Source organism: Streptomyces sp. ISL-66 (assembly GCF_018614135.1).
GTDB lineage: Bacteria > Actinomycetota > Actinomycetes > Streptomycetales > Streptomycetaceae > Streptomyces.
This window is the reverse complement of the sequence record NZ_JAGGOW010000053.1, coordinates 1-26,240: the sequence shown is the minus strand read 5'-3', so window position 1 is coordinate 26,240 and position 26,240 is coordinate 1. Positions and strand designations below refer to the sequence as shown.

Here is a 26,240-nt window from a genome sequence, read left to right as displayed (position 1 = left end):
GTCCTTACGGCTGCGGATTATCGTCTCTGTAACGGCTGAGACTGCTTCTAGGGTATTACGCATGGAGGATTTCGTGGCGCATACGGCACTCACCGACTGGCAGGCCTGGCAGGACAGCTGGGACCGTCAGCAGGAGTGGTACCTGCCCGACCGTGAGGAGCGGTTCCGGGTGATGCTGGACATGGTCGAGGCACTGGTCGGCACCGCGCCCCGGATCCTGGACCTCGCGTGCGGTACCGGAAGTATCACGGACCGCGCCTTCAAGAGGTTCCCGGATTCCACCAGTACGGGCGTCGACCTCGACCCCGCGCTGTTGACGATCGCCCGGGGCCACTTCGCCGGCGACGCGCGCGTCACCTTCGTGACCGCCGACCTCAAGGACCCGAACTGGCGCGCCGCCCTGCCCCACGAGTCCTACGACGCGGTCCTGACGGCCACCGCCCTCCACTGGCTGCACAGCGAGGAGCTCGCCGTCCTCTACGGACAGCTCGCGCCCCTGGTGCGGCCGGGCGGGGTGTTCATGAACGCCGACCACATGCCCGACCCGGCCACGCCCCGGATCAACGCCGCGGAGCGCGCCCACCGGCACGCCGGAATGGACCGGGCGAAGGCGGCCGGAGTGCCCGACTGGCGGGAGTGGTGGGCCCTCGCGGCCGCCGACCCGGTGCTCGCCGAGCCGACCAGGGCCCGCTTCGAGATCTACGGGGAGCACGCGGACGGTGACACCCCGCCCGAGTCCTGGCACGCGGACGCGCTGCGCGCCGCCGGCTTCGCGGAGGCCCGTACCGTCTGGCGCTCGCCGTCGGACGGGCTGGTGCTGGCGGTGAAGTAGCCGGATCCACCGGACGCGGCGGGACCACCACATGCGGCAGGGGCGGTACGGGAGACCCGTACCGCCCCTGCCGCGCGTGAAGCGGTTTACAGCACCTTGGACAGGAAGGCCTTCGTCCGGTCGTGCTGCGGGTTGCCCAGGACCTCGCGGGGGTGGCCGGATTCGACCACGACTCCGCCGTCCATGAAGACGAGGTTGTCGCCGACCTCGCGGGCGAAGCCCATTTCGTGGGTGACCACGATCATGGTCATGCCCGATTCGGCGAGGTCCCGCATGACGTCGAGGACGTCGCCGACGAGCTCCGGGTCGAGCGCCGAGGTGGGCTCGTCGAAGAGCATCAGCTTGGGTTCCATGGCCAGCGCACGGGCGATGGCCACGCGCTGCTGCTGGCCGCCGGAGAGCTGGGTGGGGTAGTTGGATCCCTTGTCGCCGAGGCCGACGCGGTCGAGGAGCTTGACGGCGCGCTCGCGGGCGACGGCCTTGCTCTCGCCCTTGACCATGACGGGGGCTTCCATGACGTTCTCGATGGCCGTCATGTGGGGGAAGAGGTTGAAGCGCTGGAAGACCATGCCGATGTCCCGGCGCTGGGCCGCGACCTCGCTGTCCTTCAGCTCGTAGAGCTTGTCGCCCTTCTGCTTGTACCCCACCAGCTGACCGTCGACCGAGAGCCGGCCGGAGTTGATCCGCTCCAGGTGGTTGATGCAGCGCAGGAAGGTCGACTTGCCGGAGCCGGACGGGCCGACCAGGCAGAAGACCTCACGGGGGGCGACCTCCAGGTCGATCCCGCGCAGGATGTGGGCGGCGCCGTACGACTTGTGGACGCCTTCTGCCTTGACCATCGGCTGGGCGGTCACTTCGCCACCTCCGTACGGCGGAACATGTTCAGGTTGGCCTTCAGCCGCTGGAACGGCGTGGGCGGAAGGCTGCGCAGCGAACCGCGGGCGTAGCGGCGCTCCAGGTAGTACTGGCCGACGCTGAACACGCTGGTCAGAGCCAGGTACCAGATGGACGCGACGAAGTACATCTCGATCACCGCGCCGGCCGTGCTGCCGATGTTGGAGCTGGCCCGCAGGAGTTCGGTGTACTGCACCGCCGAGACCAGGGACGAGGTCTTCAGCATGTTGATGAACTCGTTGCCGGTCGGCGGGATGATCACGCGCATCGCCTGCGGGAGCACCACGCGGCGCATGGTCTGCGTCCGGGTCATGCCGAGCGCGTGCGAGGCCTCGCTCTGGCCCTCGTCGACGGACTGGATGCCGGCCCGGACGATCTCCGCCATGTAGGCGCCCTCGTTCAGGCCGAGGCCCAGGAGGGCGACCATGAACGGCGTCATGACGTCGACGGTCTCGTTCTTGTAGATCGGTCCCAGGTTGATGTACTGGAAGATCAGCGGGAGGCTGAACCACACCAGCAGCTGGACGTAGACCGGGGTACCGCGGAAGAACCAGATGTAGAGCCAGGACACGAAGCTCGTGACCGGGTTGTTCGAGAGCCGCATCACGGCGAAGAGGATGCCGAGCACGAGGCCCAGGGCCATCGACGAGACGCTGATGATGATGGTGTTGCCGAGGCCGCTGATGACCGAGGGGTCGAACAGCTTGTCGCCGACCGTGCCCCAGATGACCTTGCCCTGGGAGAAGGCGTAGACGAGCCACGCCAGCAGCACGGCGACGACCACGGCGCTGATCCAGCGACCGTAGTGCCGTACGGGGATTGCCTTGATCGCCTCGTAGGGGATGCCCGAGGCGCCGGGTCCGGCCGGCGGGGTTGCGGCCGGACCCTTGTCGATCTTGTCAGTCACAATGACTGCCCTTCAGTGGAGCGCTCGGATCACTTGCCTGCGTTGATCGTGGCGGACGGCACGGCGCTGTCCTTCACGTTCCACTTCTCCAGGACCTTGGCGTAGGAGCCGTCCTTGATGATGGCGTCGAGGGCTTCCTTGATGGCATCGCGCAGCTGGGTGTTCTCCTTGGAGACCGCGATGCCGAAGAGGCCGACGTCGGCCTGCGCGCCGCCGACCTCGAAGTCGTTGCCGCCGCCGGAGGTCTTCGCCACGTACGCGGTGACCGGGAAGTCGTTCAGGTCGGCCACGGCGCCGCCGGCCTTGACGCGGGTCTGGGCCTCGGCGTCGGTGTCGAAGGCCTCGATGGTGAGCTTCTTGTCACCGCACTTCTCGGCCTGGGTCTTGAAGGTGTCCTCGTACGTGGTGCCGCGCTGGACGGCGACCGTCTTGCCGCACAGGTCGTCGAGGGACTTGATGTTCTCCGGGTTGCCCTTCTTGACCAGGAGCGAGACGCCGGAGGAGAAGTAGTCGACGAAGTCGACGCCCTTGCCGATCTTGGCGCCCTTGTCGTCCAGGCCTTCCTGGCGCTTCTTGTTGTCCGTGATCGACGACATGGCGACGTCCTGGCGGCCGGTCTCCAGGGAGGTGATCAGGCCGTCGAAGGTGCCGGAGGTGAACTGGAACTTCACACCGAGCTGCTTGCCGAGCGCCTCGGCGATGTCGGGGTCGACACCGACGATCTTGGAGCCCTCGGTGAACTCCATCGGGGCGTAGGCGGCGTCCGTGCCGACCTTGATGACACCGGCGTCCTGGATCTTCTTCGGCAGCTTGGAGAACAGCGGGGCGTCGCTGGTCTTCTCCTTGGTCGCCGAACCGCCTTCGGTCTGGTCGCCACAACCGGTCAGGATGAGGGCGCCGGCGACCGCGATCGCGCCGACCGCGGCGATCCGGGACCGGGCGGCGGTCGTACGGCGGGTGGTGCTTGCGGTCATGAGCTGGTTCCTCCGGCAGTGGGGAAAGAAGCATCCGAGATGGTCGTGCACGCACCATCGAGTGTCGCGACCTTGTGTGATTACGGCATCTTGCCATTCGGACTGAGACATTCAGGGTGCCCGTCAGGTCAAAATCGGATAACGGACACCCCTGCGGACCCAACAGCCCTGCGGATAAGGACCCCCGAGACCGGATTAACCGCTGCGACCAGGCACTTTGGCCGCAGCTTTTGCGGTGCGTCTCGCCCATCGGACCCCAAGGTTTGGACTTTTCACCAAAACCGGGGCAAGCGACCTACGATCGAGGGGGAATCGACTCGTCTGGGTGAGTGTTCTTCGGGTACAACAGATCCTTACACCCCTCATCCGGGGCTCAGGGCGCGCGTGCGGCGCGCCCGCGCGTACGAACCTCCCCTTCGCGGAGACGGGCCTATCAACCGTCGCCGCGGAGTACGGACGCGGTGCCCGCCCACCCCTTAACCAGGAGTGGTCACCCTCAACGATTCAAAGACTTAAGGGGTCAACACAGTGGCAGCGGAGATCGTCAATCCTCGCAGCGACAGCGTGACGGACAACAACCCCGATGCGGTGTTCGCGCTGCACCGGGGCGGCAAGATGGCCATCGTGGCCACCGTGCCGGTCCACAACAAGGACGACCTGTCCCTGGCGTACACGCCCGGCGTTGCGAAGGTCTGCAGCGCCATTGCCGAGCAGCCCGACCTGGTGAACGAGTACACCTGGAAGTCCAACGTGGTCGCCGTCGTCACCGACGGTACGGCCGTGCTCGGACTCGGTGACATCGGGCCGGAAGCCTCCCTCCCCGTGATGGAGGGCAAGGCCATTCTCTTCAAGCAGTTCGGTGGAGTGGACGCGGTTCCGATCGCGCTCGCCACCAAGGACACGGACGAGATCATCGAGACCGTGATCCGCCTCGCGCCGTCCTTCGGCGGCGTGAACCTGGAGGACATCTCCGCTCCCCGGTGCTTCGAGATCGAGCGTCGCCTCCAGGAAGCCCTGGACATCCCGATCTTCCACGACGACCAGCACGGCACGGCCATCGTCACGCTGGCCGCCCTGCGCAACGCCGCGAAGCTCACCGGTCGGACCCTCGCCGACCTGCGCGCCGTGATCTCGGGCTCGGGCGCGGCGGGCATCGCCATCGCCAAGATCCTGGTGGACGCGGGCATCGGCGACGTCTGCGTCACCGACCGCAAGGGCGTCGTCTCCGCGGACCGCTCCGACCTGACGGACGTCAAGGCGGAGATCGCGGGCCTGACGAACAAGACCGGGCAGACGGGCTCCCTGGAGGACGCCCTCGCGGGCGCCGACGTCTTCATCGGCGTCTCCGGCGGTACGGTCCTCGAGTCCGCGGTGGCGACGATGGCGAAGGACTGCTTCGTCTTCGCCATGGCCAACCCGAACCCGGAGGTCCACCCCGACGTCGCGCACAAGTACGCGGCGGTCGTGGCCACGGGCCGTTCGGACTTCCCGAACCAGATCAACAACGTGCTGGCCTTCCCGGGCATCTTCGCGGGTGCGCTGAAGGTCCGCGCGAGCCGGATCACCGAGGGCATGAAGATCGCCGCCGCCGACGCCATCGCCGGCGTCGTGGGCGACGAACTCGCCGCCGACTACGTGATCCCCTCGCCGTTCGACGAGCGCGTGGCGCAGGCCGTCACCGCGGCCGTGGCGGCGGCCGCGAAGGCGGACGGCGTGGCCCGTCTCGCCTGATCGCAGCACTGAGCCTTACGGACGCGGGGCCCGGCCGGATCATTCGGCCGGGCCCCGCGTTCGTTCGGGCCTGGATCCGCGGGCTACTGGACGGTAGCCTCGCGGCCATGTTCGCTGCCTATGCCGCCCGAATCGACCGTGACCAGCCGCTACGAGGCCTTGAGCTGGGCGACCGCCCCGCGCCGCAGGCCCGGCCCGGCTGGGTGACCGTGAACGTCAAGGCCGCCTCGCTCAACCACCACGACCTGTGGTCGCTGCGCGGAGTCGGCCTCGGCGAGGAGAAACTCCCGATGATCCTCGGCTGCGACGCCGCCGGGATCGACCAGGACGGCAACGAGGTCGTCCTGCACTCCGTCATCGGCCAGAGCGGCCACGGCGTCGGCCCCGACGAGCCCCGCTCGATCCTGACCGAGCGCTACCAGGGCACCTTCGCCGAGCAGGTGAGCGTCCCCGCCTGGAACGTCCTGCGCAAACCCGCCGAGCTCTCCTTCGAGGAGGCCGCCTGTCTGCCCACCGCGTGGCTGACCGCGTACCGCATGCTCTTCACCAACGCCGGCGTCCGCCCCGGGGACTCGGTCCTGGTCCAGGGCGCGGGCGGCGGAGTCGCCACCGCCGCGATCGTCCTCGGCAAGGCGGCCGGTCTGCGGGTCTTCGCGACCAGCCGGGACGAGGTCAAGCGCCGGCGCGCGGTCGAGCTCGGCGCCGTGGAGGCGTACGAGCCGGGCGCGAGGCTCCCCCTGCGGGTGGACGCCGTCATCGAGACGGTCGGCGCGGCCACCTGGTCGCACTCGGTCAAGTCCCTGCGGCCCGGCGGCACCCTGGTCATCTCGGGCGCCACCAGCGGGGACCGCCCGGCGCACGCGGAGCTGACCCGGATCTTCTTCCTGGAGCTGAAGGTGGTCGGCTCGACGATGGGCTCGAAGGACGAGCTGGAGGACCTGCTGTCCTTCTGCGCCGCGACCGGGGTCCGGCCGGTGATCGACGAGACGCTGCCGCTGGACCGGGCCCGCGAGGGCTTCGAGAAGCTGGAGTCGGGCGACCTCTTCGGCAAGATCGTCCTCACCGTGTAGCCCGTAGCCCGTAGCCCGTATCCCGTAGCCAGAACCCGCGGCTCGCCACCTCACATCCGCCATCCGCCATCCGCCCGCCCCATCACAGGCGTCAATGTAGGTTGACATTCTCCCGTGCGTCAACCTACATTGACAGCCATGACGAAAGCTACCGATCTCGCCGAGCGGGCCGGTGACCGCGACCCGCGCGTGGGCCTGCGCGCCGTGGCCGCCCTCCGACGGCTGCTCGAACAGCTGGAGGCCGTGCAGGTGCGCAGCGCCCGCGCGCAGGGCTGGTCCTGGCAGGACATCGCGGCCGAGCTGGGCGTCAGCCGGCAGGCCGTACACAAGAAGCACGGGAGGCTCTGATGTTCGAACGCTTCACCCATGACGCCCGCTCCACCGTGACCGGCGCGGTCGCCGAGGCCCAGCGGGCCGGGGCCGCCACCGTCACCGAGGAGCACCTGCTCCTCGCGCTGCTCTCCCAGGGCGCCCTCGATCCCCTGGGCGTGGACCGGGAGGCGGTCGCCGCCGACCTCTCGGCGGCCCGCCGCCGGGGCGGCATGTCCAGGGCGGACGAAGAGGCCCTCGCGGGTCTCGGCATCGACCTCTCGGAGATCGTCTCCCGCATCGAGGAGACCCATGGCGAGGGCGCCCTGTCGGCCCCCTCCACCCGCAAGCGCACCGGCCGCGCCCCCTTCACGCCGGGTGCGAAGAAGGTGCTGGAGCAGTCGCTGCGCATCGCGCTGGGGCGCAAGGACCGGCACATCTCCACCCTCCACCTCCTCCTCTCCCTCCTCTCCCGCCCCGGCACGACCGCGGAGATCCTCACGGACCACGGGGTCACGTACGCCGCGGCCGAGTCGGGCCTGGCGGCCTGAAACCCGACGAGCCCCCCGGCCGACCGCGTTGGCTCGGGGGGCTCGTTGGTTCGGACGGAGCGACGGGCTCGGAGAGCCGGGCCGCTAACGCGGCGGGCGGAGCGTCGCCGCGATGCGGGAGGCCGCCGCCGCGAGGTGGTCGCGGGCTTCGGACAGCTGGTCCCGGGTGACCCCGTGGTCGCGGGCCGCGTCGCGGATGTCGTCGCGGAAGCGGTCCAACAGCCGGTCGAGGTCACGGCCGGGGTCGCCGGTCGGGGGCACGTCCCGGGCCCAGTCCGGGTCGGCGGCCGGGGCGCCGGGAGAACCGGCCGAACCGGCGGAGCTGTCCGAGGTACCCGGGGTGCCTGATGTGCCCGACGTGCCCGTGGCACCCGAAGGAGCCGTGGAACCCGACCCGGCTCCGCCGAGCCAGGCTCCCGCCAGATTGCCCAGGACTCCGCCCGACTTCGCGAGCTGCTCCTGCAGCTGGCCGGCGATGCGCTGGACCTCCTCACGGGCCCGCTCCTGCGCCTCCTTGGCCTGGTGGCGGGCCTGCTGGGCCTCCTCGCGGGCCCGGCGGCTCTCGTCCTTCGCCCGGCGCGCCTGCTCCTTCCACTCCGCCTTCGCCTTGCGGAGCTCCTCCTTGGCCGCCTTCCAGGACTCGTCCTCCACCCGGGTGGCCGACGCGTTCGCCGCGGCCCGCATCTCGCGCCGCAGGTCGCCCGCCGCACCGCTCACGTCGGCGCGGATCTCGGCGGCGAGCTCGGAGACGGAATCGCGGATCTCCAGCTCCAGGTCGGCCAGCTCGCCGACGCGGCCGGCCAGTTCGGCGCGGCCCGCCTCGGTGATCGAGTACACCTTGCGCCCACCTTCGGTGGCGTACGTGACCAGGCCCTCGGCCTCCAGCTTGGACAGGCGCGGGTAGACCGTGCCCGCGGAGGGCGCGTACAGCCCCTGGAACCGCTCCTCCAGCAGCCGGATCACCTCGTACCCGTGGCGGGGGGCCTCGTCGAGCAGCTTGAGGAGGTACAGGCGGAGGCGGCCGTGGGCGAAGACGGGCGGCATGTCAGAGCACCTTCTTGTCGAGCTCGAGGGGGGCGGCCGGGGCCGCCGGGCCGTCCTCGGCCGGGCGGCGCAGCAGCGCGATGGATCCGGAGACGGTGGTGGCGCGCAGGGTCCCGGTACCGGCGCCCAGGGTGCCCGTGATCCGCTTGGCGCCCAGCTGACCGGAGACCCGCAGGTCCTCGAAGGCGTTGGAGACGCCACCGGTGGCGGTGTTGGCCTCGACGCGGGCGTCGGCCGGGTGCGGGAGGCGGATGGCGACCTGTCCGGACACGGAGTTGAGGGAGATGTCCACGGGGCGCTGCCCGGTGCGGCCGTCGAGGGCGAGGTCGATGAGCATGTCGCCGCTGACCGAGTCGGCCCGTACGCTGCCGCCGGCGCCGTCGACGACCGTCAGGTCGCCGGAGACGGAGTGGAATCCGAGCTCACCGGTCACGGACTGGGCCTCGACGCTGCCGGAGACGGTGTGCGCCTTGATGCGGCCGGACAGGCCGACGAGCGTGGCGCCGCCGGAGACGCCGTGGATCTCGGTGCCGCCGTCGATGCCGGAGACGAAGGCGGTGGCGCTGACCGTGGCCAGCTGGACGCGGGTGGCGGCCGGGACCGCGAGCGTCACGGTGGCGCTGCGCTCCCAGGCCTTGCGGCCGGAATCGGAGGTGGCCCAGGCCTTCCATGGCTTGCCCTCGAACCACTTCTTGAAGCCCTGGGAACCGTTCCAGGGCAGGTCGTCGTAGGAGACGGTCAGGACGCCGTCCTCCTGCACCACGTGCAGGGGCGGGCCGTCGACCTCGGCCACCTCCAGACGGGCCGGGCCCTCGTCGGCGGCGACGACGTTGACCGTGCCGCCGACGACGCGGACGCGGACCTCGGTCACGGGCTCCTCGAAGGTGAGCTTCTGCGGTGCGGCGACCGACCACGTCTTCTGCGCTGCCTCTGCCATGGTGCTGACCCTCCTCGGCGTACGTGCACGGACTGCGGACCCGCTGGATCGCGGATGGTGCTCGACGCACGCAACATATCGCGTCTTATGGACAACACGATATATCGCGGTTGGGGGAAGTCAAGCACGTCGAGCCACGCCCTCCGGGGCCCGACGGGTCCGCGCGGATCGGGACGAGCAGGGCCTCACCCGGTTCCGTCAGGCCGTAGTCGACCCGGGGCGGGGCCCGCGCGTACGCGCGGCGCTCCACCAAGCCCGTGGACTCCAGCCCGCGCAGCGCGTCGTTCAGTACCTTCGGGCCGAGCCCGCCGATCCGGTGCAGCAGCGCGCGGCCGCACCGGCTTGGCGCCGGGGTTACGCCGCCAGCAGGGGGCTCGCGTGGAGGCGCAGCCAGGCCCGGTAGGGCGGGGTGCGGAGCGCCGCTTCGCGGTAGGCCGCGCGGAGGTCCTCGTACAGCTCGGCGCAGACCCCCTCGTGCACCCCCGGCCGGGTCGCGAGGAGGAGGCGTACGGCGAGGGGGTCGCCCGAGAGCGGCCGGATCGCCATGTCCTCGCGCGGCCCGGAGGTGGGCTGGCAGGGGGCGACGGCCTCGCCCGAGACGATCAGCGAGGTCGCCGTGTGGTAGTCGGCGTGCAGCAGGGGCGGGTCGAGTCCGGCGCGCGCGAAGACCCTGCGCAGGCCGTCCCATTCGCCGTCCACCGACGGGTCCACTGTCCACCGGTCGGCGGCGAGGTCCCGCAGCTCCACCACGGAACGGGCCGCCGCCGGATGGTCCCGGGCCATGGAAACGAACTGCGGTTCGCGCTCCATGAGCACCCGCAGCCGCAGCCCGGCCGGCACCTGGAGGGGGCTGCCCTCCACCTCGTGCACGAACGCCACGTCGAGCCGGCCCGAAGCCGTCATCCGCAGCAGCGCGTTGGCGGAGACGTCGACCACCAGGTCGGTCTCGGTGTCCGGCAGCCGCCGGTGCAAGCGGCTCAGCCAGCCGGGCAGGGCGCGGCTGGCCGTCGAGCCGATCCGCAGTCGGGGTCCCTGGGACAGCGCCCGCGCCTCCGCGACGAGGGCGGCCATCTCGGCGAGGAGCGGGCGCGCCCGGCCGAGCACGGTGCGTCCGAAGGGGGTCGGCCGGCAGCCGGTGCGCTCGCGCAGGAACAGCTCGCCGTCCAGGGCCCGTTCGATGCGGCGCAGCTGGGTCGTCAGCGAGGGCTGGCTCACGCCGAGTTGCCGGGCGGCCTTGTGCAGGCTGCCGGCGTCGGCGATGGCGCACAGGGCGCGCAGGTGCCTGACCTCAAGCTCCATGTCCAGAGAGTAGGTCGGTGGGCTCCGAGCGCACCAGCCACTGACATACCCCCGAATCCCGCCATTCTCAAGGGAGTTGCCCTGCCGAAAACTGTCCGATAACTCGGCGTTATCGGAGGCTGGCATCATCCGCCGGCCACCCCCGCTCCCGCAGACTCCGGTACCGAACGACCCCCCACACCCCCCGCACCGGATGAGCAGGAGTCCCCACATGCGCCACTCCCGCAAGACCATGATGTCCGCCGCCGCCGTCGGTCTCGGCGTCGCCGCCGCCCTCGGCGGCATCGTCCCCAGCGCGAGCGCCGCCGCCGGTCCCGCCGCCGGCAGCCCGAGCACGTACGCCGCGTACGAGCGCTCGCAGGAGAACCAGGCCGCCAACCGCGCCTTCTACGAAGCGGTCCAGCGCTCGGTGGCCGAGCAGCGCGCCGCGAACCCGGGGCTGCTGGCCGTGACCGTCACGTACAACACCCGCAACGCGCCGACCTTCCGGACGCAGATAGCCCGTTCCACCCAGATCTGGAACGGGTCGGTGACCAACGTCAAGCTGCAGGAGGTGTCCTCGGGCGGGAACTTCTCCTACAACGAGGGCAACGACTCGCGCGGCTCGTACGCGAGCACCGACGGTCACGGCCGGGGGTACATCTTCCTCGACTACCGGCAGAACCAGCAGTACAACTCCACCCGCGTGACCGCGCACGAGACCGGCCACGTGCTCGGCCTGCCGGACCACTACTCGGGTCCGTGCAGCGAGCTGATGTCGGGCGGCGGCCCCGGCACCTCCTGCCAGAACGCCACCCCGAACTCCACCGAGCGCTCGCGCGTCAACCAGCTGTGGGCCAACGGCCTCGTCGCCTCGGGCCTCGACTCCAAGGGCTAAGGGCCAAGGGCTGAGCGCCGGGCGGACTCCGGGGCCCGGACCGGCGGGGTTCAGGCCTCCGGAGGCAGGTACGCCGCGCAGTCCGGGTTCCGGCAGGGACCCGGCACCCACTCCGGGATGAAGATCCCGAGCGCCTTGCGCCGTCTGACGACCGTGTCGACGGGGCTACCGCAGGCCGGGCACGTCCGCTGCTCGTGCCCGGCCCGCGGGGCGACCGTCTCGTGTGCGCGCTGCTGCTCTTCTCCGGCCATACCTCCACGGTAAGCCGGTTTCGCGCGTCCGGCGGGGCGGGACCGGCCGCAGTGCCCCAAGAGATCCGAGAGCCCAAGAGATCCGAGAGAGCCGAGAGGTCCGAGAGAGCCGAGAGGTCACCGCGGCTTGCGCCACATCGGCCACATCAGCGGGCCGTCCGGCAGCCGCACCGGCGTGCCCGTGTGCTCGAAACCGAGCCGCTCGTAGAGCCGGCCGCTCCGTTCACTGCTCGCCTCCAGGTACGCCGGCACCCCCTCGCGGTCGCACCGCTCCAGCACCGGCGCGATCAGCTCCGTCCCCAGCCCCTCCCCTTGCCTGCCCGGCGCGACCGCGATCATCAGCAGGTACTCGTGCTCCTCCGCCGTCGGGTGCACCTCGCCCGTCAGCCGGCCGACCAGCTCGCAGCGCTCGTTGTCCGGGTCGGCCACCGCCCGCATCTTCGCCGGGAGCTCGTCCTCGACGGCCCCGCCCTCCGGATCGCCGGCCGGAATCCGCAGCCACAGCGCCGCGGCCGAGCCGTCCGCCGCGCAGTCGATCCAGCCCTCGGCCAGCGCCACGTCGACGAAGACCCCGAGGAACTTCCCGTGCACCGCCGACCTGTGCTCCGGGTCCGGGAACACCCAGCTGCTCACCGGGTCCTCGTGGAACGCCTCGTCCAGGAGCCGCGCCACCGCGTCCCGGTCGGACTGGTCCGCTCGACGTATCTCCAGAGCCATGGGCCACACCCTTCTCACGTCACTCACGCGTCAACAACCGTGAGTGATCCTAGGGTTGACCCACCGACGCGGTAAGGCCCGTTCCGGTACCGTGCGGTGCCGGAACAGGCCTTCGGGCGCCCCTTCGCGCCCACGCCTTCAGCGCCCACGTCTCTTCAGCGCCACGCCCCTTCAGCGCCTACGCGCTCACTTCGTACGCCGCGTCACGAACTCCGCCAGCGCCAGCAACCCGCCCGCCGCCCCGAGGTCGGGAACCGCCCGCGACAGCTGCTGCACCGCCCGGCCCATCCGGTCGGCGGCGTGGGCCTGCGCCCAGTCCCGCCCGCCGGAGCGCTCCACCGCGTCGGCGGCCCTGCGCACGTCGTCCCCGGTCATGGGACCCGCGTACAGCGCTGCCAGTTCCGCCCCCGCCCCGGTGCCCGAGGTGAGGGCGGCCACGACGGGCAGGGACTTCTTGCGGGCGACCAGATCGGCCCCCGCGGGCTTCCCGGTGTGGCCGGGGTCCCCCCAGATGCCGATCAGGTCGTCGATGAGCTGGAAGGCCAGCCCGGCCTCCCGCCCGAAGGCGTCCATCGCGTCGGCCTCGTCCGGCCCGGCCCCCGCGTACAGGGCGCCGAGCGCGCACGCGCAGCCCAGGAGGGCCCCGGTCTTGGCCATCGCCATGGCCAGGCACTCGTCGAGGGAGACGTACGAGCGCTGCTCGAAGGCGCAGTCCGCCTGCTGGCCCGCGCACAGCTCGATCACGCAGGCCGCCAGCCGGGCCGAGGCCGCCGCCGAGGCGGGGTGCGGGTCCTCGGCGAGCAGCCGCAGGGCGAGCGCCATCATGGCGTCGCCCGTGACGATCGCGTCCGGCGTCCCGAAGACCGTCCAGGCGGTGGCCCGGCCCCGGCGACGGGCGTCCTTGTCGATGACGTCGTCGTGCAGCAGCGTGAAGTTGTGTGCCAGCTCCACGGCCACCGCCGCCCGCACCGCGTCCCCCGCCGGGCCCCCCGCACCCCGCAGGGCCTCGGCGGCGGCGAGGACCAGGGCGGGCCGGACGGCCTTGCCCGGGCTGCCCGAGGCGGGGGTGCCGTCCTCGTTCTCCCAGCCGAAGTGGTACATCGCCACGCGCCGCATCGGGCCGGGCAGGCTCTCGACGGTCCGGCGCAGCTCCGGGTTGACCGTTTCTCTTGTCCGGTCGAGCAGGGCAGCGGCTTCCTGCCCCTCGCCGGCGGCGATCGCCTCGATGGTCGGCACGGTCAGCGCCAGCGCGCGATCTCGACGTTCTCCAGAACACCGAGCGCGTCCGGCACGAGGACCGCGGCGGAGAAGTAGGCGGTGACCAGGTAGGAGATGATCGCCTGCTCGCTGATCCCCATGAACCGTACGGAGGTGCTCGGTTCGATCTCGTCGGGGATGCCGGGCTGGTGCAGTCCGATCACGCCCGACTCGTCCTCGCCGGTGCGCATGCAGAGGATGGACGTCGTACGGGCGTCGCTGATCGGGATCTTGTTGGACGGGAACATCGGGACCCCGCGCCAGGACGGCACGCGGTGGCCGCCGATCTCGACCGACTCCGGGTACAGCCCCCGCTTGTTGCACTCGCGGCCGAAGGCGGCGATGGCCTTGGGGTGCGCGAGGAAGAACTTGGAGCCGCGCCGCATGCTGAGCAGCTGGTCCATGTCGTCGGGGCTGGGCGCGCCGTCGTGGGGCTGGATGCGCTGGTCGTAGTCGGCGTTGTGCAGGAGGCCGAAGTCGCGGTTGTTGAGCATCTCGTGCTCCTGGCGCTCGCGCAGCGCCTCGACCGTGAGCCTGAGCTGCTGCTCGGTCTGGTTCATCGGCTGGTTGTACAGGTCGGCGACGCGGGTGTGGACCCGCAGGACCGTTTGTGCAATGGAGAGTTCGTACTCGCGCGGGCGGGCCTCGTAGTCGACGAAGGTGCCGGGCAGGACGGCCTCGCCCTGGTGGCCCGCGGAGAGGTCGATCGCGGCCTCGCCGTACTTGTTGGTGCGCTGCTCGGGCAGGGCCCGTACGGAGTCCACGTGCGCGCGCAGCGATTCGACCCGGTCGGCGAGGATCTGGAAGTCCTGGCGGGTCAGGACGAGCGCGGTGCCGGCGGTGGCGGCGCGGGCGGTCCACTCCCAGATGGCCTCCTCGTCGACGAGGGAGTCCTCGCCGAAGTAGGCGCCGTCGGCGACGGTCGCCAGGACGGCGTCAGCGCCGTAGGGGCCGGTGCCGATCTGGTCGACGCGGCCGTGGGCGAGCAGGAACACCTTGTCGGCGGGGTTGCCGAAGGAGGTGAGCTCCTGGCCGGCCTCGAAGTCGATCTGGTGGCAGCGGGCGGCGAGCTCGGTGAGGACGTCGAGGTCCTCGTAGTCGCGCAGGAGGGGCAGTTCGCCGAGCTCGGCCGGGATCACCTGCACCTGTGTGCCGGTCTTGATGAACTCCACGCGACCGTCGCCGACCGAGTAGCTCAGCCTCCGGTTGACCCGGTACGTGCCGCCCTGGACGGAGACCCACGGGAGCATCTTCAGGAGCCACCTGGAGGTGATCTCCTGCATCTGCGGCGCGGACTTGGTCGTGGTTGCCAAGTTCCGCGCGGCCGATGTACCGAGACTGCGCTGCGGGGCCTGGGCCGCGGATTCGGAACCTGCCTGGACCGACATTGTTTTTCCCTTTCGATCACTCCATGGATCTGCGGTCGGCAGCCTCGCAGTACGGACCGTGGTGGGACCATTACACAAAAGGGTGGGACTACTCCATCCGTGGACGGGGCACCCTTTGGAGTTCAACTTCCTCACCACGAGACGCTCACGCCACACCTGTTTCAGCCACCCGTGCGGCAACCGGCCTGACGGCGGGGACCGATGGCCGGTTCTCACCAGCGGCGGGCGCTCGCGGGCGCCGTGAACCCAACGGACTCCTCGAACGAACGTCCACATCACGGCGGAGCCCCCGCACACGGTCCGTTCGATCACCATCACGGCGGTCACGCGCTCCGAGGCCCGGCCGCTGCCACCGGTCCCGACGATCGAGCGCCCTCCCCGCCCCCTCTGCGCCCTTGCGGCGGAATGGCGGCCTCCACTAGACCGGTGAGTGACAGATCACTCACGCAGAGTCAAGGAGGCGGCCATGTCCGCACCCATGTCCGCGGACCGGTTCATCAACGCCCTGCGGGCCGAGGGCCTGACCGTCGTCGAGGTCGGCGCCTGGCGCACCCACAACCGCAACCACAAGGGGCCTTGGGGCCCGGTCAACGGGGTGATGATCCATCACACCGTCACGCACGGCACCGCGTACACCGTCCGGCTCTGCCGCGACGGCGACGAGGCCCTCCCCGGCCCGCTCTGCCACGGCGTGATCACCAAGGACGGCCGGGTCCACCTGGTCGGCTACGGCCGCGCCAACCACGCGGGCGCGGGCGACTCCGCGGTCCTGGCCGCGGTGATCGCGGAGAAGCGGCTGCCTCCGGACCAGCACGCGGACACCGACGGCAACCGCCACTTCTACGGCTTCGAGTGCGAGAACCTCGGCAGCGGCGAGGACCCCTGGCCCGCCGTCCAGCTCGACGCGATCGCCCGCGCGGCGGCCGCCCTGTGCCGCGTCCACGGATGGTCCGCCCGCTCGGTGATCGGCCATCTGGAATGGCAGCCGGGCAAGATCGACCCGAAGGGATTCACGATGGACTCGATGCGCGCCCGCGTCGAGGAGCGCTTGAAGTGACAATTGCCTGGTGAACGAGGCTCCCGAAGCGTCCGAGGCGCTGCTCCCCCGCCCGCCGTCCCCGCTGGCCGAAGCGACGGACGGGCGCTTCGCCGAGCACGGCGTACGGCTGCTCCTGAAGCGGGACGACCTGGTCCATCCGGAGCTTGCGGGCAACAAGTGGCGCAAGCTCGCGCCGAACCTGCGGGCGGCCGTCGCGGGCGGGTATCCGCGGCTCGCCACCTTCGGCGGGGCCTACTCGAACCACCTGCGCGCCACGGCCGCGGCCGGCCGCCTGCTCGGCCTGGAGACCGTCGGGATCGTACGGGGCGACGAGCTCGCGGGACGCCCCCTGAACGAGTCCCTGGCCCGGTGCGCCGCGGACGGCATGCGGCTGCACTTCGTCTCCCGCGCGCGGTACCGCCTCAAGGCCGATCCGGCGGCCCTGCCCGGCCTCCTGGAGGCGGCGGGGGCCGACGGGGCGTACGTGGTCCCGGAGGGCGGCAGCAACGCGCTCGCGCTGCACGGCTGCGCCGAGCTCGGGCGCGAGCTGCGCGGCGCCTGCGACGTGGCCGCGGTGGCCTGCGGGACCGGGGGCACGCTGGCCGGGCTGTCGGCGGGACTCGGCGCCGGGCAGCGGGCGGTGGGGGTGCCGGTGGTCGGGGGCGGCTTCCTGGAGGCGGAGATACGTTCCCTCCAGGCGGCGGCGTTCGGCGGTCCGGCCGGCGACTGGTCGCTGGCCGAGGGCTTCGCCCACGGCGGCTACGCCCGCGTCCCCGAGGCGCTGGAGGTCTTCGCGGCGGACTTCGAGTCCCGCCACGGCCTCCCGGTGGAGCGGATCTACGTGGCGAAGCTCCTCTGGGCGCTGCTCGCCCTGACCCGCGCCGGCGCCTTCCCCCGGGGCTCCACCGTGGCGGCGGTGGTCACGGGCCGGCCGTGAGCGCCCCGCCGCTTCGGCGGCCGGCCTACGCCGTCTCCTCGCGGTAGGCCGCCGCCTCCTCCAGGTCGAGGCGGCGCAGCAGCGCGCGGAGCATCTCGTCATCGATGCGGCGCGCGTCGCGCAGCGAGACGAAGACCTCGCGCTCGGAGGCGATCATCTCCCCGGCCAGCCGGCGGTACACGTCGTCCGCGGACTCCCCCGTCACCGAGTTGACCTCCCCGAGCCGCTCCCACACGGCGTTGCGCCTGCGCTCCAGTACGGTCCGCAGCCGGTCGGCGAGCGGCGGCGGGAGGGTGTTCTCCGGGGAGGCCAGCAGCTCCGTCAGCCGCTCGTCCGCCGCCCGGGAGGCCTCGCTCTGGGCCTGGGCCTCCGCCAGGGTCTGCGCGTGCAGGTCCCTCGCGGGCAGCTTCAGCAGCCGGATCAGCGGCGGCAGGGTGAGCCCCTGGACCACCAGCGTGCCGATGACCGTCGTGAAGGTCAGGAACAGGATCAGGTTCCGGTGCGGGACCGTGACCGGCACGGAGAAGGCGATGGCCAGCGAGACCACGCCCCGCATGCCGGCCCATCCGACGATGACGGGGGCCTTCCAGTTCGTCTCGGGCTCCCGCGCCCGGATCCGCCGCGAGAGCCTCGGCAGGAACGTCGCGGGGAACACCCACGCGAAGCGGGCCACCACCACGACCGCGAAGACGGCCACCGCGTAGCCCGCCGCGGCCGCGCCCTCGTACTCCCCGAGCCCCTTGAGGACCACCGGCAGCTGGAGCCCGATGAGCGCGAAGACCACCGATTCGAGGATGAAGGCGACCATCTTCCAGACCGCCGCCTCCTGGAGCCGGGTCGCGAAGTCCACCTGCCAGTTCCGGTGCCCGAGGTACAGCGCGACCACGACCACCGCCAGGACGCCCGAGGCGTGCACCCGTTCGGCGGCCGCGTAGGCCACGAAAGGGATCAGCAGCGACAGCGTGTTCTGGAGCAGGGGTTCGCGCAGCGTCTTGCGCAGCACGTGGATCGGGACCATCAGCAGCAGGCCCACGCCGACCCCGCCCACCGAGGCCAGCAGGAACTCCGCGATCCCGCCCGTCCAGCCGGCGCTCGCCCCGACCGCCGCCGCCAGCGCCACCTTGTAGGCGGTGATCGCGGTGGCGTCGTTGACCAGGGACTCGCCCTGCAGGATGGTCGTGATGCGGTTCGGCAGCCCCAGCTTGCGGGCGATGGCCGTCGCGGCGACCGCGTCGGGCGGCGCGATGACCGCGCCCAGCACCAGCGCCACCGGCAGCGACAGCCCCGGCACCAGCAGGTAGGCCGCGTACCCGACGGCGAGCGTCGCGAAGAGCACGTACCCCACCGAGAGCAGTGCCACGGGCCGCATGTTCGCCCGCAGATCCAGGTACGAGCTGTCCACGGCGGCCGTGTACAGCAGCGGCGGGAGCAGCAGCGGCAGCACGATGTGCGGGTCGAGGCCGTACGGCGGCACGCCCGGGACGTACGCGGCGGCCAGACCGGCGGCGACCAGCAGCAGTGGCGCGGGCACCGGGGTGCGCCGGGCCAGACCGGCGATGATCGCGCAACCCGCGACCAGCGCCACCAGCGGCAATACCTCCATCGAAGATCATCCTTGCTCGACTCGCGTCATCCTCGGGCGCCCGCACCTCAGTACGCTGGCCATCATGAGCGAGTGCAACCACGTTCCCGAACTGCCGCGCCCCGAGCCCACCCCCCTTGCCCAGACCTGCCCCGAATGTCTGGTGCTCGGCAGTCATCCCGTGCAGCTGCGCATGTGCCTGGAGTGCGGGTACGTCGCCTGCTGCGATTCCTCGCCCCACCGGCACGCCACGTCGCACCACCGCGCGACCGGCCACCCGGTCATGCGGAGCTTCGAACCGGGCGAGACCTGGCGGTGGTGTTTTGTCGACGGTTCGATCGTCTGAGGCGGGGTAGGTCAACCCTCCGCCGGTTCCCCTGATTTGGGCCCGCAGACCCCTAGCCACTGTGCGTACCCAAGGGCTTACCATCAGTCACTGGTCGTAGGTACGGCCGCACGGCCAGCTATGTTCGACGGGGCCTCGCGCTCTCCACGAGGGGGGCCGCGACACGATCGCCCGGATCGCGATAGCGTCACCGGCGAACAGAGCTCGTACCACCTTGGAGGTGAGGGTGTCCCAGATCGCAGGCGAGCCCGGGACCCAGGACTTCGTGGAAGTCCGGCTGCCCGCTGCGGGTGCCTACCTGTCGGTGCTGCGGACGGCCACGGCCGGCCTCGCGGCACGTTTGGACTTCACCCTCGACGAGATCGAGGACCTCCGCATCGCGGTGGACGAGGCCTGCGCGATCCTGCTCCAGCAGGCCGTGCCCGGCTCCGTCCTCAGCTGCGTCTTCCGCTTGGTGGACGATTCGCTGGAGGTGACCGTCTCCGCACCGACCACGGACGGCCGTGCGCCGGAGCGCGACACGTTCGCGTGGACGGTCCTCTCGGCCCTGGCCGGCAAGGTCGAGGCCACGGTCGAGGAGGACAAGACGGTGAGCATCAGCCTCTACAAACAGCGCGGCGCGGGACCAGGCCCGGCGTGAGCGGCGGGGAGGTCCCGGTGCGGGGCGGGGATCGGCCCCGGGTACGACACGAGGTCGACGGCGGCATTCCGGAGCAGCAGCACGCCCGGCCGCACCCGGCTGACACGGATGCGGAAGACGGCTTTTCGGACTCGGCGGAGCGACGGGCGGGCCCTATGAGCGACAACCAGCACGACCAAACACTGCCGGTCCAGCCACCGGGGGCCGCTGCCACGGCCCCGGCGGCCCCGGCCGAACACGCACTCGGAGTCCCACCGGCTCCGGTGTTCATCAGTCCGGCACCCCTGCCGGACCCGCGCGACCGCAGTGGCGCGCGGGCCCTGTTCATCGAGCTGCGGGCGCTGCCCGACGGCTCGCCCGAGAAGGCCGAGCTGCGCAACCGTCTCGTACGGATGCACCTGCCGCTGGTCGAGCACCTGGCGCGGCGCTTCCGCAACCGCGGCGAGCCGCTGGACGACCTGACACAGGTCGCCACCATCGGGCTGATCAAGTCGGTGGACCGGTTCGACCCGGACCGGGGGGTTGAGTTCTCCACGTACGCCACGCCCACGGTGGTCGGCGAGATCAAGCGGCACTTCCGCGACAAGGGCTGGGCGGTACGCGTCCCGAGGCGACTGCAGGAGCTGCGGCTCTCGCTGACCACGGCGACGGCGGAGCTGTCCCAGCAGCACGGTCGTTCCCCCACGGTGCACGAGCTGGCCGAGCGGCTGGGGATCTCCGAGGAGGAGGTGCTGGAGGGCCTCGAATCGGCCAACGCCTACAGCACGCTCTCGCTGGACGTCCCGGACACGGACGACGAGTCGCCGGCGGTCGCGGACACCCTGGGATCGGAGGACGAGGCGCTGGAAGGCGTCGAGTACCGCGAGTCCCTCAAACCGCTGCTGGAGGGACTGCCGCCGCGCGAGAAGCGGATCCTGCTGCTGCGGTTCTTCGGCAACATGACCCAGTCGCAGATCGCGCAGGAGGTCGGCATCTCCCAGATGCACGTCTCCCGGCTGCTGGCCCGCACCCTGGCCCAGCTCCGGGAGAAGCTCCTCGTCGAGGAGTGAGGGCCTGCCGCCGCGCGGGCCGGGCCTGCGGGCCTGACGCGCGGGCGGGCTAGCGGGTCCGTTCGCCGGGCCCGATGCCGAGTGCCGCGGTCGCCGTCGGGTTCACCAGGAGTCCCACGACGGCCACCGCGGCCAGCGCCAGGGCCGAGGCGGCGGCGGTCATCGCGCCGCCCGCGGTCCACAGCGTCCACGCCACCGGCATGGCCATCAGCTGGGTGATCAGCGCCGGGCCGCGGCTCCAGCGGCGGCCCAGGCGCAGCCCGCGCGCCGCGGTCAGCGGCAGCGCGGAGAGGAGCAGCAGGGTGATCCCACCCGTCTCCGCCTGCTGCGGGGAGTCGACGCCGCCGGCGATGCCCACGTACAGCATGTAGACGCCGAGGCCGGCCAGGGCCAGGCCCTCAAGCGCGGTGAGCGCGGCGGCCGCGGTCAGCCTGCGGGGCGGCACGGCGGGGCCGTCGGGTGCGGTGGGGTGGGGCTTCGTACTCACCCCAGCAGGGTATCGGGGTGTCCCCCGGGCGCCCCCGGGGGACGGCCAGTATGGGCCGCCCGCGAACGGGTCGGTAGGCTGCGCTCATGCGTGCACTCCTCGTGGCCAACCCAGCAGCGACGACCACCAGCGCCCGCACGCGTGACGTCCTGACCCACGCCCTGGCTAGCGAGATGAAGCTGGAGGCGGTCACCACCGAGTACCGCGGCCACGCCCGGGACCTGGGACGCAGGGCGGCCGAGACCGGTATGGACCTGGTGGTGGCGCTCGGCGGTGACGGCACCGTCAACGAAGTGGTCAACGGGCTGCTGCACGAGGGCCCCGATCCGGACCGGCTCCCGGGCTTCGCGGTGGTCCCCGGCGGTTCCACCAATGTGTTCGCCCGTGCGCTCGGCCTGCCCAACGACGCGGTCGAGGCGACCGGCGCCCTGCTGGACGCGCTGCGCGAGCGGCGCGAGCGGACGGTCGGCCTGGGGCTGGCGGCGGGAACGCCCGGCACCGAGGACGAGTCCGTGCCGGCGCGCTGGTTCACCTTCTGCGCGGGCTTCGGCTTCGACGCGGGCGTCGTCGGGCGGGTCGAACAACAGCGCGAACGGGGCAAGCGTTCGACACACGCCCTCTACGTACGGCAGCTGATGCGCCAGTTCTGGGAAGAGCCGAACCGGAGGCACGGTACGGTCACGCTGGAGCGCCCCGGCGCGGATCCGGTGACGGACCTGGTGCTGTCGATAGTGTGCAACACGTCACCGTGGACGTATCTGGGCAACCGCCCCCTTTACGCCTCGCCCGAGGCGTCGTTCGATACCGCACTTGACGTATTGGCCCTGGACCGTTTGTCAACTCCGGCGGTCGCTCGCTACGCGACACAGCTCCTGACCTCGACTCCTGAGCGCGGCCCGCACGGAAAGCATGCGGTGTCTCTACACGATCTGACCGACTTCACCTTGCATTCAAAGGTGCCGCTTCCCTTCCAGATGGACGGAGACCACCTCGGTCTGCGTACCAGCGTTCGGTTCACAGGCGTACGCCGTGCACTGCGTGTGATTGTGTGAGCGGAAGAGCCCGAAGCCCTTTCACTCGAACGTTTACACGCCGGTCCACCCCCACGAAGTAGGGCTGTGACCTAGTAGACACCGACGAATCAAAAAAAACTTTCCGGAAGGGGTTGTATCCCCGTCCGAGGTTTGCGAATCTCTACATGGCGATCGGGACAGCCCGCAGAACCCGGCACCCACACAGATCGCCAGAACCCCTCCACGAATCTCCGGCCATCCAGGGCGAGCTTTTGACCAAACTGGGCGGCCTCCCTTCCCCCGCGAAGGGATTCGTGAAAGCGTTCACATTCACAAGCAACTTGCCCGCAATACAAGGAGATGGAGCAGCCATGGACTGGCGTCACAACGCCGTTTGCCGCGAGGAAGACCCGGAACTCTTCTTCCCCATCGGCAACACCGGTCCTGCGCTGCTGCAGATCGAGGAAGCCAAGGCCGTCTGCCGCCGTTGCCCCGTCATGGAGCAGTGCCTGCAGTGGGCGCTTGAGTCCGGCCAGGACTCGGGTGTCTGGGGCGGTCTCAGCGAAGACGAGCGCCGCGCGATGAAGCGCCGCGCCGCTCGCAACCGGGCGCGCAACGCCAGCGCCTGATATCGACTTTCGAGCCTCGAGCCGCAGCGCGTAGTACCCCGTATCAGCGCTCAGCAACGTGCTCTTGAGCCCCGGACCGAAAACCATTCGGTCCGGGGCTCAGTGCTGTCCGGGGCACATCGCCCTCGGGGCGCCAGCCCCTCTGCGCTCTTCGGGGCGCTGGCCCTTCCGTGCTCTTCGGGGCCTTCGGAGCCCAGCGCGTCACGGTGAGTGACCGGGCCGGCGCTCCGGCCCGGCCGCGCCCCCGCTACTTGTGCGAGGGCACCGGTATGTCGAGGACGACCTTGGTGCCGCGCGGTTCGGCCGCGACCATGTCGAACCCGCCGCCCAGTTCGCCCTCCACGAGGGTCCGTACGATCTGCAGTCCGAGATTGCCGGCCCGCTTCGGGTCGAATCCCTCGGGCAGGCCGCAGCCGTCGTCGACCACCGAGATCAGCAGCCGGGCATCGCTCCGGCCCGTGCCCGTCCGGGTCGCGGACACCTCCACGGTGCCGCCCTCCCCCTGGGTGAAGGCGTGTTCCAGGGCGTTCTGCAGGATCTCCGTCAGCACCATCGACAGCGGGGTGGCGACCTCCGCGTCCAGGATTCCGAAGCGGCCGGTGCGCCGGCAGGCGACCTTGCCCGGGGAGATCTCGGCGACCATCGCGATCACCCGGTCGGCGATCTCGTCGAACTCGACCCGCTCGTCCAGGTTCTGAGACAGCGTCTCGTGCACGATCGCGATCGAACCGACGCGCCGGACGGCTTCGTTCAGCGCCTCGCGCCCCTGCGGCGAATCCATGCGGCGGGCCTGCAGGCGCAAGAGGGCGGCCACGGTCTGGAGGTTGTTCTTCACCCGGTGGTGGATCTCCCGGATGGTCGCGTCCTTGGTGATCAATTCACGTTCGCGACGGCGCAGTTCGGTGACGTCCCGGCACAGGACCAGGGAACCGATCCGGATTCCCTTGGGCTTGAGCGGGATGGCCCGCAGCTGGATGACCCCGCTGTCGCCCTCGGCCTCCGTCTCGCGCGGGGCCCAGCCGCTGGCGAGTTTGACCAGCGCCTCGTCCACCGGGCCGCGGGAGGGGGCCAGTTCGGAGGTGATGTTGCCCAGGTGCTGGCCGACCAGGTCGGAGGCGAGGCCGAGCCGGTGATAGGCGGAGAGCGCGTTCGGGGACGCGTACGTCACCACCCCGTCGGCGTCGAGCCTGATGAGGCCGTCCCCGACGCGCGGGGAGGCGTCCATGTCCACCTGCTGGCCGGGGAACGGGAAGGAGCCCGCCGCGATCATCTGGGCCAGGTCGGAAGCGGACTGGAGGTAGGTGAGCTCCAGCCGGCTGGGTGTACGCACAGTGAGCAGGTTGGTGTTGCGGGCGATGACGCCCAGCACCCGGCCCTCGCGGCGGACCGGGATCGACTCGACGCGGACCGGCACCTCCTCGCGCCACTCCGGGTCCCCCTCGCGCACGATCCGGCCCTCGTCGAGCGCGGCGTCGAGCAGCGGGCGGCGGCCGCGCGGGACCAGGTGGCCGACCATGTCGTCCTGGTACGAGGTGGGGCCGGTGTTCGGGCGCATCTGCGCGACGGACACGTACCGGCTGCCGTCGAGGGTGGGCACCCACAGCACGAGGTCGGCGAAGGAGAGGTCGGAGAGCAGCTGCCACTCCGAGACCAGCAGGTGGAGCCACTCCAGGTCGGTTTCACTGAGAGCGGTGTGCTGGCGTACGAGGTCGTTCATGGAGGGCACGTGGCGAGCGTACCCCGGGTATGGGCCATGACTTTCCGCAGCGCGATCGTCGGGAGTACCCAGGAGTATCCAGGAGACCCGCCTTCCGCGTAGGCTTGGAGGAAGTGACGGGAACGTGGGCCCCGTCGTTGGATGGACAGAACAGATTGGTCTAGTCCACAATTGCACCAAAGCTTCCGCCCTCCCCGCACAGGAGGACGGATCGAGGTAAGCCGCGCGCTCTGCCCTGACCGCGCGGGACCTCCCCCGGCCGTCGGGCACCGCACACCCGTCGGCCGTAAGTACTCCGGACTACGGTGCCGGTCGGGCTGAGGGTCCTGCCCGGCACCGTAGGCCAGAGGAACCGGGCCATCGCCGCCGCCACTGCGGCCAGGCGCACAGTGCCCCTCCCTGCCGCCGCCTCACCGCCTCCACCGCCCCCGGCCGCTCCCGGCTCGGGCCGTCGCGCGACGGCTGGGACACGCCCTGTGCCGGGCCTTCGCGATCGAGGCCGAGCCCGGCCGTCGCAGGCAGCGCCACGGGGCGCTCCGGACGGCGTACGCGGCCCATCGGCGGGTCACCGAGGGGGGCCGCAAGTGCCCCGTTCCCGGGAGGCCGGGGGCGGAAATCCGGACCACCATGGAGTGTGCGGAGACAGGCCGCGCAAGGCCCTCCTCTGCTAGATTGGTCTATACCACGATCGTCCCTCTCCAGATCGGCAGGCCCCGCGTGGAAGTTGTCATCGTCCCGGACGCCAAGGCAGGCGGCGAACTCATCGCGGAGGCCATGGCCGCTCTGGTCCGCCGCAAGCCCGACGCCCTGCTCGGCGTAGCGACTGGCTCCACCCCGCTGCCCATCTACGAGGCCCTCGCCGCCCGGGTCAAGGCCGGCCAGGTCGACGCCTCGAAGGCCCGCATCTGCCAGCTCGACGAGTACGTCGGGCTGCCCGCTGGACACCCCGAGTCCTACCGCGCCGTCGTCCTGCGCGAGGTCGTCGAGCCGCTGGGCCTTTCCGAGGCCTCCTTCATCGGCCCCGACGGCTCCGCCGCCGACATCGTCGCCGCGTGCGACGCGTACGACCGGGCCCTGGCCGCCGCCGGCGGCGTCGACCTCCAGCTGCTCGGCATCGGCACGGACGGGCACATCGGCTTCAACGAGCCGTGCTCCTCGCTGGCCTCCCGCACCCGCATCAAGACGCTGACGGAGCAGACCCGCGTGGACAACGCGCGCTTCTTCGACAACGACATAGACCAGGTGCCCCACCACGTCATCACCCAGGGCATCGGCACCATCCTCGACGCCCGCCACCTGGTCCTGCTGGCCACCGGCGAGGGCAAGGCCGAGGCCGTCGCGCAGACCGTCGAGGGCCCGCTGTCCGCCCTCGTCCCGGCCTCCGCGCTCCAGCTGCACCGCCACGCCACGGTCGTCGTGGACGAGGCCGCGGCGTCCAAGCTGAAGCTGGCGGACTACTTCCGCCACACCTACGCCAACAAGCCCTCCTGGCAGGGCCTGTGAGCACGTAGGCACCACGACGGCGAAGGCCGGGTCTCCCCCTGGGGAGACCCGGCCTTCGCCGTACCCGGACACGGCGGAGCCGCACGCCCGGCGTCGGGCGCCCGCACCGCACACGGCGGAGCCGGACACCCCCGTGACGGGTGCCCGGCTCCGGCAGTGCTAGTGCTGCTCCGCGGAAGTTCGTGGAGGGGTGTTCAGGCTGCTTTGAGCGGGGTGCCCTCGTAGGTCCAGCGGTAGGGTCTGGCTGTTTCGTTGTGCTT

At 71.1% G+C, this 26,240-nt stretch carries 28 protein-coding genes; 14 read left to right on the top strand and 14 right to left on the bottom strand.

The window, feature by feature from the left end; all coding sequences use genetic code 11:
* The first annotated feature begins 61 nt into the window (after nt 1-61).
* Nucleotides 62-832, top strand: coding sequence for a trans-aconitate 2-methyltransferase (locus tag J7E97_RS11580; RefSeq protein ID WP_215025404.1), 771 nt, complete (start codon nt 62-64; stop codon nt 830-832).
* An 86-nt stretch (nt 833-918) separates the two neighbouring features.
* Here J7E97_RS11580 and J7E97_RS11575 read toward each other — a convergent pair whose 3' ends face one another.
* Genes J7E97_RS11575 through J7E97_RS11565 form a run of 3 tightly spaced genes read right to left on the bottom strand, consistent with a single transcriptional unit; the run spans nt 919 to nt 3,607 of the window.
* A complete protein-coding gene (locus J7E97_RS11575) occupies nt 919-1,671 on the bottom strand; it encodes an amino acid ABC transporter ATP-binding protein (RefSeq protein WP_215025466.1) in 753 nt (250 codons plus the stop codon).
* 11 nt (nt 1,672-1,682) lie between these two features.
* Nucleotides 1,683-2,633, bottom strand: a complete 951-nt coding sequence (locus J7E97_RS11570) for an amino acid ABC transporter permease (RefSeq protein WP_215025402.1) — start codon at nt 2,631-2,633, stop codon at nt 1,683-1,685.
* A gap of 29 nt (nt 2,634-2,662) precedes the next feature.
* Nucleotides 2,663-3,607 (bottom strand): ABC transporter substrate-binding protein, encoded by a 945-nt coding sequence (locus tag J7E97_RS11565; RefSeq protein WP_215025400.1) that lies wholly within the window; start codon nt 3,605-3,607, stop codon nt 2,663-2,665.
* Between the two features lie 528 nt (nt 3,608-4,135).
* On the opposite strand from J7E97_RS11565, the gene J7E97_RS11560 reads away from it, so the two are divergent.
* The 4 genes from J7E97_RS11560 to J7E97_RS11545 all read left to right on the top strand — a co-directional run bounded on the left by J7E97_RS11560 (nt 4,136) and on the right by J7E97_RS11545 (nt 7,268).
* Nucleotides 4,136-5,338 (top strand): NADP-dependent malic enzyme, encoded by a 1,203-nt coding sequence (locus J7E97_RS11560; RefSeq protein ID WP_215025398.1) that lies wholly within the window; start codon nt 4,136-4,138, stop codon nt 5,336-5,338.
* A 107-nt stretch (nt 5,339-5,445) separates the two neighbouring features.
* Nucleotides 5,446-6,408: a zinc-binding dehydrogenase gene (locus J7E97_RS11555; RefSeq protein WP_215025396.1), complete on the top strand. Its 963-nt coding sequence runs from the start codon at nt 5,446-5,448 to the stop codon at nt 6,406-6,408.
* Between the two features lie 138 nt (nt 6,409-6,546).
* Nucleotides 6,547-6,756 (top strand): helix-turn-helix domain-containing protein, encoded by a 210-nt coding sequence (locus J7E97_RS11550; protein ID WP_215025393.1) that lies wholly within the window; start codon nt 6,547-6,549, stop codon nt 6,754-6,756.
* Nucleotides 6,756-7,268, top strand: coding sequence for a Clp protease N-terminal domain-containing protein (locus J7E97_RS11545; protein WP_215025391.1), 513 nt, complete (start codon nt 6,756-6,758; stop codon nt 7,266-7,268). The genes J7E97_RS11550 and J7E97_RS11545 overlap by 1 nt, the downstream gene beginning before the upstream one ends.
* Before the next feature lie 84 nt (nt 7,269-7,352).
* Here the strand turns inward: J7E97_RS11545 and J7E97_RS11540 are convergent, their stop codons facing one another.
* From J7E97_RS11540 to J7E97_RS11525, 4 genes are all read right to left on the bottom strand, one after another.
* Entirely contained in the window at nt 7,353-8,312 is a 960-nt protein-coding gene (locus J7E97_RS11540) for a PadR family transcriptional regulator (RefSeq protein WP_215025388.1), read from the bottom strand.
* Between the two features lies 1 nt (nt 8,313).
* On the bottom strand, nt 8,314-9,249 hold the full coding sequence (locus J7E97_RS11535; protein ID WP_215025385.1) for a DUF4097 family beta strand repeat-containing protein: 936 nt from the start codon (nt 9,247-9,249) through the stop codon (nt 8,314-8,316).
* Between the two features lie 85 nt (nt 9,250-9,334).
* The gene (locus tag J7E97_RS35725; protein ID WP_308346459.1) at nt 9,335-9,562 is read right to left on the bottom strand and encodes a winged helix-turn-helix transcriptional regulator; all 228 of its coding nucleotides are present in this window, start codon (nt 9,560-9,562) and stop codon (nt 9,335-9,337) included.
* Between the two features lie 41 nt (nt 9,563-9,603).
* A complete protein-coding gene (locus J7E97_RS11525) occupies nt 9,604-10,548 on the bottom strand; it encodes a LysR family transcriptional regulator (protein WP_215025382.1) in 945 nt (314 codons plus the stop codon).
* Nucleotides 10,549-10,759: 211 nt separating this feature from the next.
* Between J7E97_RS11525 and snpA the strand changes: the two genes are divergently transcribed.
* On the top strand, nt 10,760-11,425 hold the full coding sequence (gene snpA, locus J7E97_RS11520) for a snapalysin (protein ID WP_215025379.1): 666 nt from the start codon (nt 10,760-10,762) through the stop codon (nt 11,423-11,425).
* A 50-nt stretch (nt 11,426-11,475) separates the two neighbouring features.
* On the opposite strand, the gene J7E97_RS11515 is transcribed toward snpA, so the two are convergent.
* From J7E97_RS11515 to J7E97_RS11500, 4 genes are all read right to left on the bottom strand, one after another.
* Nucleotides 11,476-11,676 carry a hypothetical protein gene (locus J7E97_RS11515; protein WP_215025377.1) on the bottom strand — a complete coding sequence of 67 codons (201 nt, stop codon included), beginning with the start codon at nt 11,674-11,676 and terminating at the stop codon, nt 11,476-11,478.
* A gap of 117 nt (nt 11,677-11,793) precedes the next feature.
* The gene (locus J7E97_RS11510; protein WP_215025375.1) at nt 11,794-12,393 is read right to left on the bottom strand and encodes a GNAT family N-acetyltransferase; all 600 of its coding nucleotides are present in this window, start codon (nt 12,391-12,393) and stop codon (nt 11,794-11,796) included.
* A 186-nt stretch (nt 12,394-12,579) separates the two neighbouring features.
* Nucleotides 12,580-13,629, bottom strand: coding sequence for a family 2 encapsulin nanocompartment cargo protein polyprenyl transferase (locus J7E97_RS11505; RefSeq protein WP_374224132.1), 1,050 nt, complete (start codon nt 13,627-13,629; stop codon nt 12,580-12,582).
* Nucleotides 13,630-13,631: 2 nt separating this feature from the next.
* A complete protein-coding gene (locus J7E97_RS11500) occupies nt 13,632-15,038 on the bottom strand; it encodes a family 2B encapsulin nanocompartment shell protein (RefSeq protein ID WP_215025371.1) in 1,407 nt (468 codons plus the stop codon).
* Nucleotides 15,039-15,504: 466 nt separating this feature from the next.
* Here J7E97_RS11500 and J7E97_RS11495 point away from each other — a divergent pair, with 466 nt between their 5' ends.
* Together J7E97_RS11495 and J7E97_RS11490 are read left to right on the top strand one after the other, a co-directional pair.
* On the top strand, nt 15,505-16,095 hold the full coding sequence (locus tag J7E97_RS11495) for an N-acetylmuramoyl-L-alanine amidase (protein WP_215025368.1): 591 nt from the start codon (nt 15,505-15,507) through the stop codon (nt 16,093-16,095).
* Nucleotides 16,096-16,105: 10 nt separating this feature from the next.
* Entirely contained in the window at nt 16,106-17,014 is a 909-nt protein-coding gene (locus J7E97_RS11490; RefSeq protein WP_215025365.1) for a 1-aminocyclopropane-1-carboxylate deaminase/D-cysteine desulfhydrase, read from the top strand.
* 25 nt (nt 17,015-17,039) lie between these two features.
* Here the strand turns inward: J7E97_RS11490 and J7E97_RS11485 are convergent, their stop codons facing one another.
* The gene (locus J7E97_RS11485) at nt 17,040-18,617 is read right to left on the bottom strand and encodes a Na+/H+ antiporter (protein ID WP_215025364.1); all 1,578 of its coding nucleotides are present in this window, start codon (nt 18,615-18,617) and stop codon (nt 17,040-17,042) included.
* A 64-nt stretch (nt 18,618-18,681) separates the two neighbouring features.
* Between J7E97_RS11485 and J7E97_RS11480 the strand changes: the two genes are divergently transcribed.
* The 3 genes from J7E97_RS11480 (at nt 18,682) to J7E97_RS11470 (ending at nt 20,631) form a co-directional block, all read left to right on the top strand.
* Nucleotides 18,682-18,942 (top strand): UBP-type zinc finger domain-containing protein, encoded by a 261-nt coding sequence (locus J7E97_RS11480; RefSeq protein ID WP_215025361.1) that lies wholly within the window; start codon nt 18,682-18,684, stop codon nt 18,940-18,942.
* 226 nt (nt 18,943-19,168) lie between these two features.
* Entirely contained in the window at nt 19,169-19,582 is a 414-nt protein-coding gene (locus J7E97_RS11475) for an anti-sigma regulatory factor (RefSeq protein ID WP_112452126.1), read from the top strand.
* Nucleotides 19,579-20,631, top strand: coding sequence for an RNA polymerase sigma factor SigF (locus J7E97_RS11470; RefSeq protein WP_215025358.1), 1,053 nt, complete (start codon nt 19,579-19,581; stop codon nt 20,629-20,631). The genes J7E97_RS11475 and J7E97_RS11470 overlap by 4 nt, the downstream gene beginning before the upstream one ends.
* A 49-nt stretch (nt 20,632-20,680) precedes the next feature.
* Here J7E97_RS11470 and J7E97_RS11465 read toward each other — a convergent pair whose 3' ends face one another.
* Nucleotides 20,681-21,118: a hypothetical protein gene (locus tag J7E97_RS11465; RefSeq protein WP_215025355.1), complete on the bottom strand. Its 438-nt coding sequence runs from the start codon at nt 21,116-21,118 to the stop codon at nt 20,681-20,683.
* A gap of 86 nt (nt 21,119-21,204) precedes the next feature.
* On the opposite strand from J7E97_RS11465, the gene J7E97_RS11460 reads away from it, so the two are divergent.
* Together J7E97_RS11460 and J7E97_RS11455 are read left to right on the top strand one after the other, a co-directional pair.
* Nucleotides 21,205-22,170, top strand: coding sequence for a diacylglycerol kinase family protein (locus J7E97_RS11460; RefSeq protein ID WP_215025351.1), 966 nt, complete (start codon nt 21,205-21,207; stop codon nt 22,168-22,170).
* 332 nt (nt 22,171-22,502) lie between these two features.
* Nucleotides 22,503-22,760, top strand: coding sequence for a WhiB family transcriptional regulator (locus J7E97_RS11455; RefSeq protein WP_003953983.1), 258 nt, complete (start codon nt 22,503-22,505; stop codon nt 22,758-22,760).
* Nucleotides 22,761-23,007: 247 nt separating this feature from the next.
* Here J7E97_RS11455 and J7E97_RS11450 read toward each other — a convergent pair whose 3' ends face one another.
* Nucleotides 23,008-24,477: a sensor histidine kinase gene (locus J7E97_RS11450; RefSeq protein WP_215025456.1), complete on the bottom strand. Its 1,470-nt coding sequence runs from the start codon at nt 24,475-24,477 to the stop codon at nt 23,008-23,010.
* A 717-nt stretch (nt 24,478-25,194) separates the two neighbouring features.
* Here J7E97_RS11450 and nagB point away from each other — a divergent pair.
* Nucleotides 25,195-25,980: a glucosamine-6-phosphate deaminase gene (nagB, locus tag J7E97_RS11445; protein WP_215025349.1), complete on the top strand. Its 786-nt coding sequence runs from the start codon at nt 25,195-25,197 to the stop codon at nt 25,978-25,980.
* Nucleotides 25,981-26,240 lie beyond the last annotated feature (260 nt).

Excerpts from the sequence above, each read along its gene's own strand:
- J7E97_RS11580 (WP_215025404.1), top strand. The coding sequence starts at position 62 with ATGGAGGATTTCGTGGCGCATACGGCACTCACCGACTGGCAGGCCTGG.
- J7E97_RS11575 (WP_215025466.1), bottom strand. The coding sequence starts at position 1,671 with ATGGTCAAGGCAGAAGGCGTCCACAAGTCGTACGGCGCCGCCCACATC.
- J7E97_RS11565 (WP_215025400.1), bottom strand. The coding sequence starts at position 3,607 with ATGACCGCAAGCACCACCCGCCGTACGACCGCCGCCCGGTCCCGGATC.
- J7E97_RS11555 (WP_215025396.1), top strand. The coding sequence starts at position 5,446 with ATGTTCGCTGCCTATGCCGCCCGAATCGACCGTGACCAGCCGCTACGA.
- J7E97_RS11550 (WP_215025393.1), top strand. The coding sequence starts at position 6,547 with ATGACGAAAGCTACCGATCTCGCCGAGCGGGCCGGTGACCGCGACCCG.
- J7E97_RS11545 (WP_215025391.1), top strand. The coding sequence starts at position 6,756 with ATGTTCGAACGCTTCACCCATGACGCCCGCTCCACCGTGACCGGCGCG.
- J7E97_RS11540 (WP_215025388.1), bottom strand. The coding sequence starts at position 8,312 with ATGCCGCCCGTCTTCGCCCACGGCCGCCTCCGCCTGTACCTCCTCAAG.
- J7E97_RS11535 (WP_215025385.1), bottom strand. The coding sequence starts at position 9,249 with ATGGCAGAGGCAGCGCAGAAGACGTGGTCGGTCGCCGCACCGCAGAAG.
- J7E97_RS11525 (WP_215025382.1), bottom strand. The coding sequence starts at position 10,548 with ATGGAGCTTGAGGTCAGGCACCTGCGCGCCCTGTGCGCCATCGCCGAC.
- snpA (WP_215025379.1), top strand. The coding sequence starts at position 10,760 with ATGCGCCACTCCCGCAAGACCATGATGTCCGCCGCCGCCGTCGGTCTC.
- J7E97_RS11515 (WP_215025377.1), bottom strand. The coding sequence starts at position 11,676 with ATGGCCGGAGAAGAGCAGCAGCGCGCACACGAGACGGTCGCCCCGCGG.
- J7E97_RS11510 (WP_215025375.1), bottom strand. The coding sequence starts at position 12,393 with ATGGCTCTGGAGATACGTCGAGCGGACCAGTCCGACCGGGACGCGGTG.
- J7E97_RS11500 (WP_215025371.1), bottom strand. The coding sequence starts at position 15,038 with ATGTCGGTCCAGGCAGGTTCCGAATCCGCGGCCCAGGCCCCGCAGCGC.
- J7E97_RS11495 (WP_215025368.1), top strand. The coding sequence starts at position 15,505 with ATGTCCGCACCCATGTCCGCGGACCGGTTCATCAACGCCCTGCGGGCC.
- J7E97_RS11485 (WP_215025364.1), bottom strand. The coding sequence starts at position 18,617 with ATGGAGGTATTGCCGCTGGTGGCGCTGGTCGCGGGTTGCGCGATCATC.
- J7E97_RS11480 (WP_215025361.1), top strand. The coding sequence starts at position 18,682 with ATGAGCGAGTGCAACCACGTTCCCGAACTGCCGCGCCCCGAGCCCACC.
- J7E97_RS11460 (WP_215025351.1), top strand. The coding sequence starts at position 21,205 with ATGCGTGCACTCCTCGTGGCCAACCCAGCAGCGACGACCACCAGCGCC.
- J7E97_RS11455 (WP_003953983.1), top strand. The coding sequence starts at position 22,503 with ATGGACTGGCGTCACAACGCCGTTTGCCGCGAGGAAGACCCGGAACTC.
- J7E97_RS11450 (WP_215025456.1), bottom strand. The coding sequence starts at position 24,477 with ATGAACGACCTCGTACGCCAGCACACCGCTCTCAGTGAAACCGACCTG.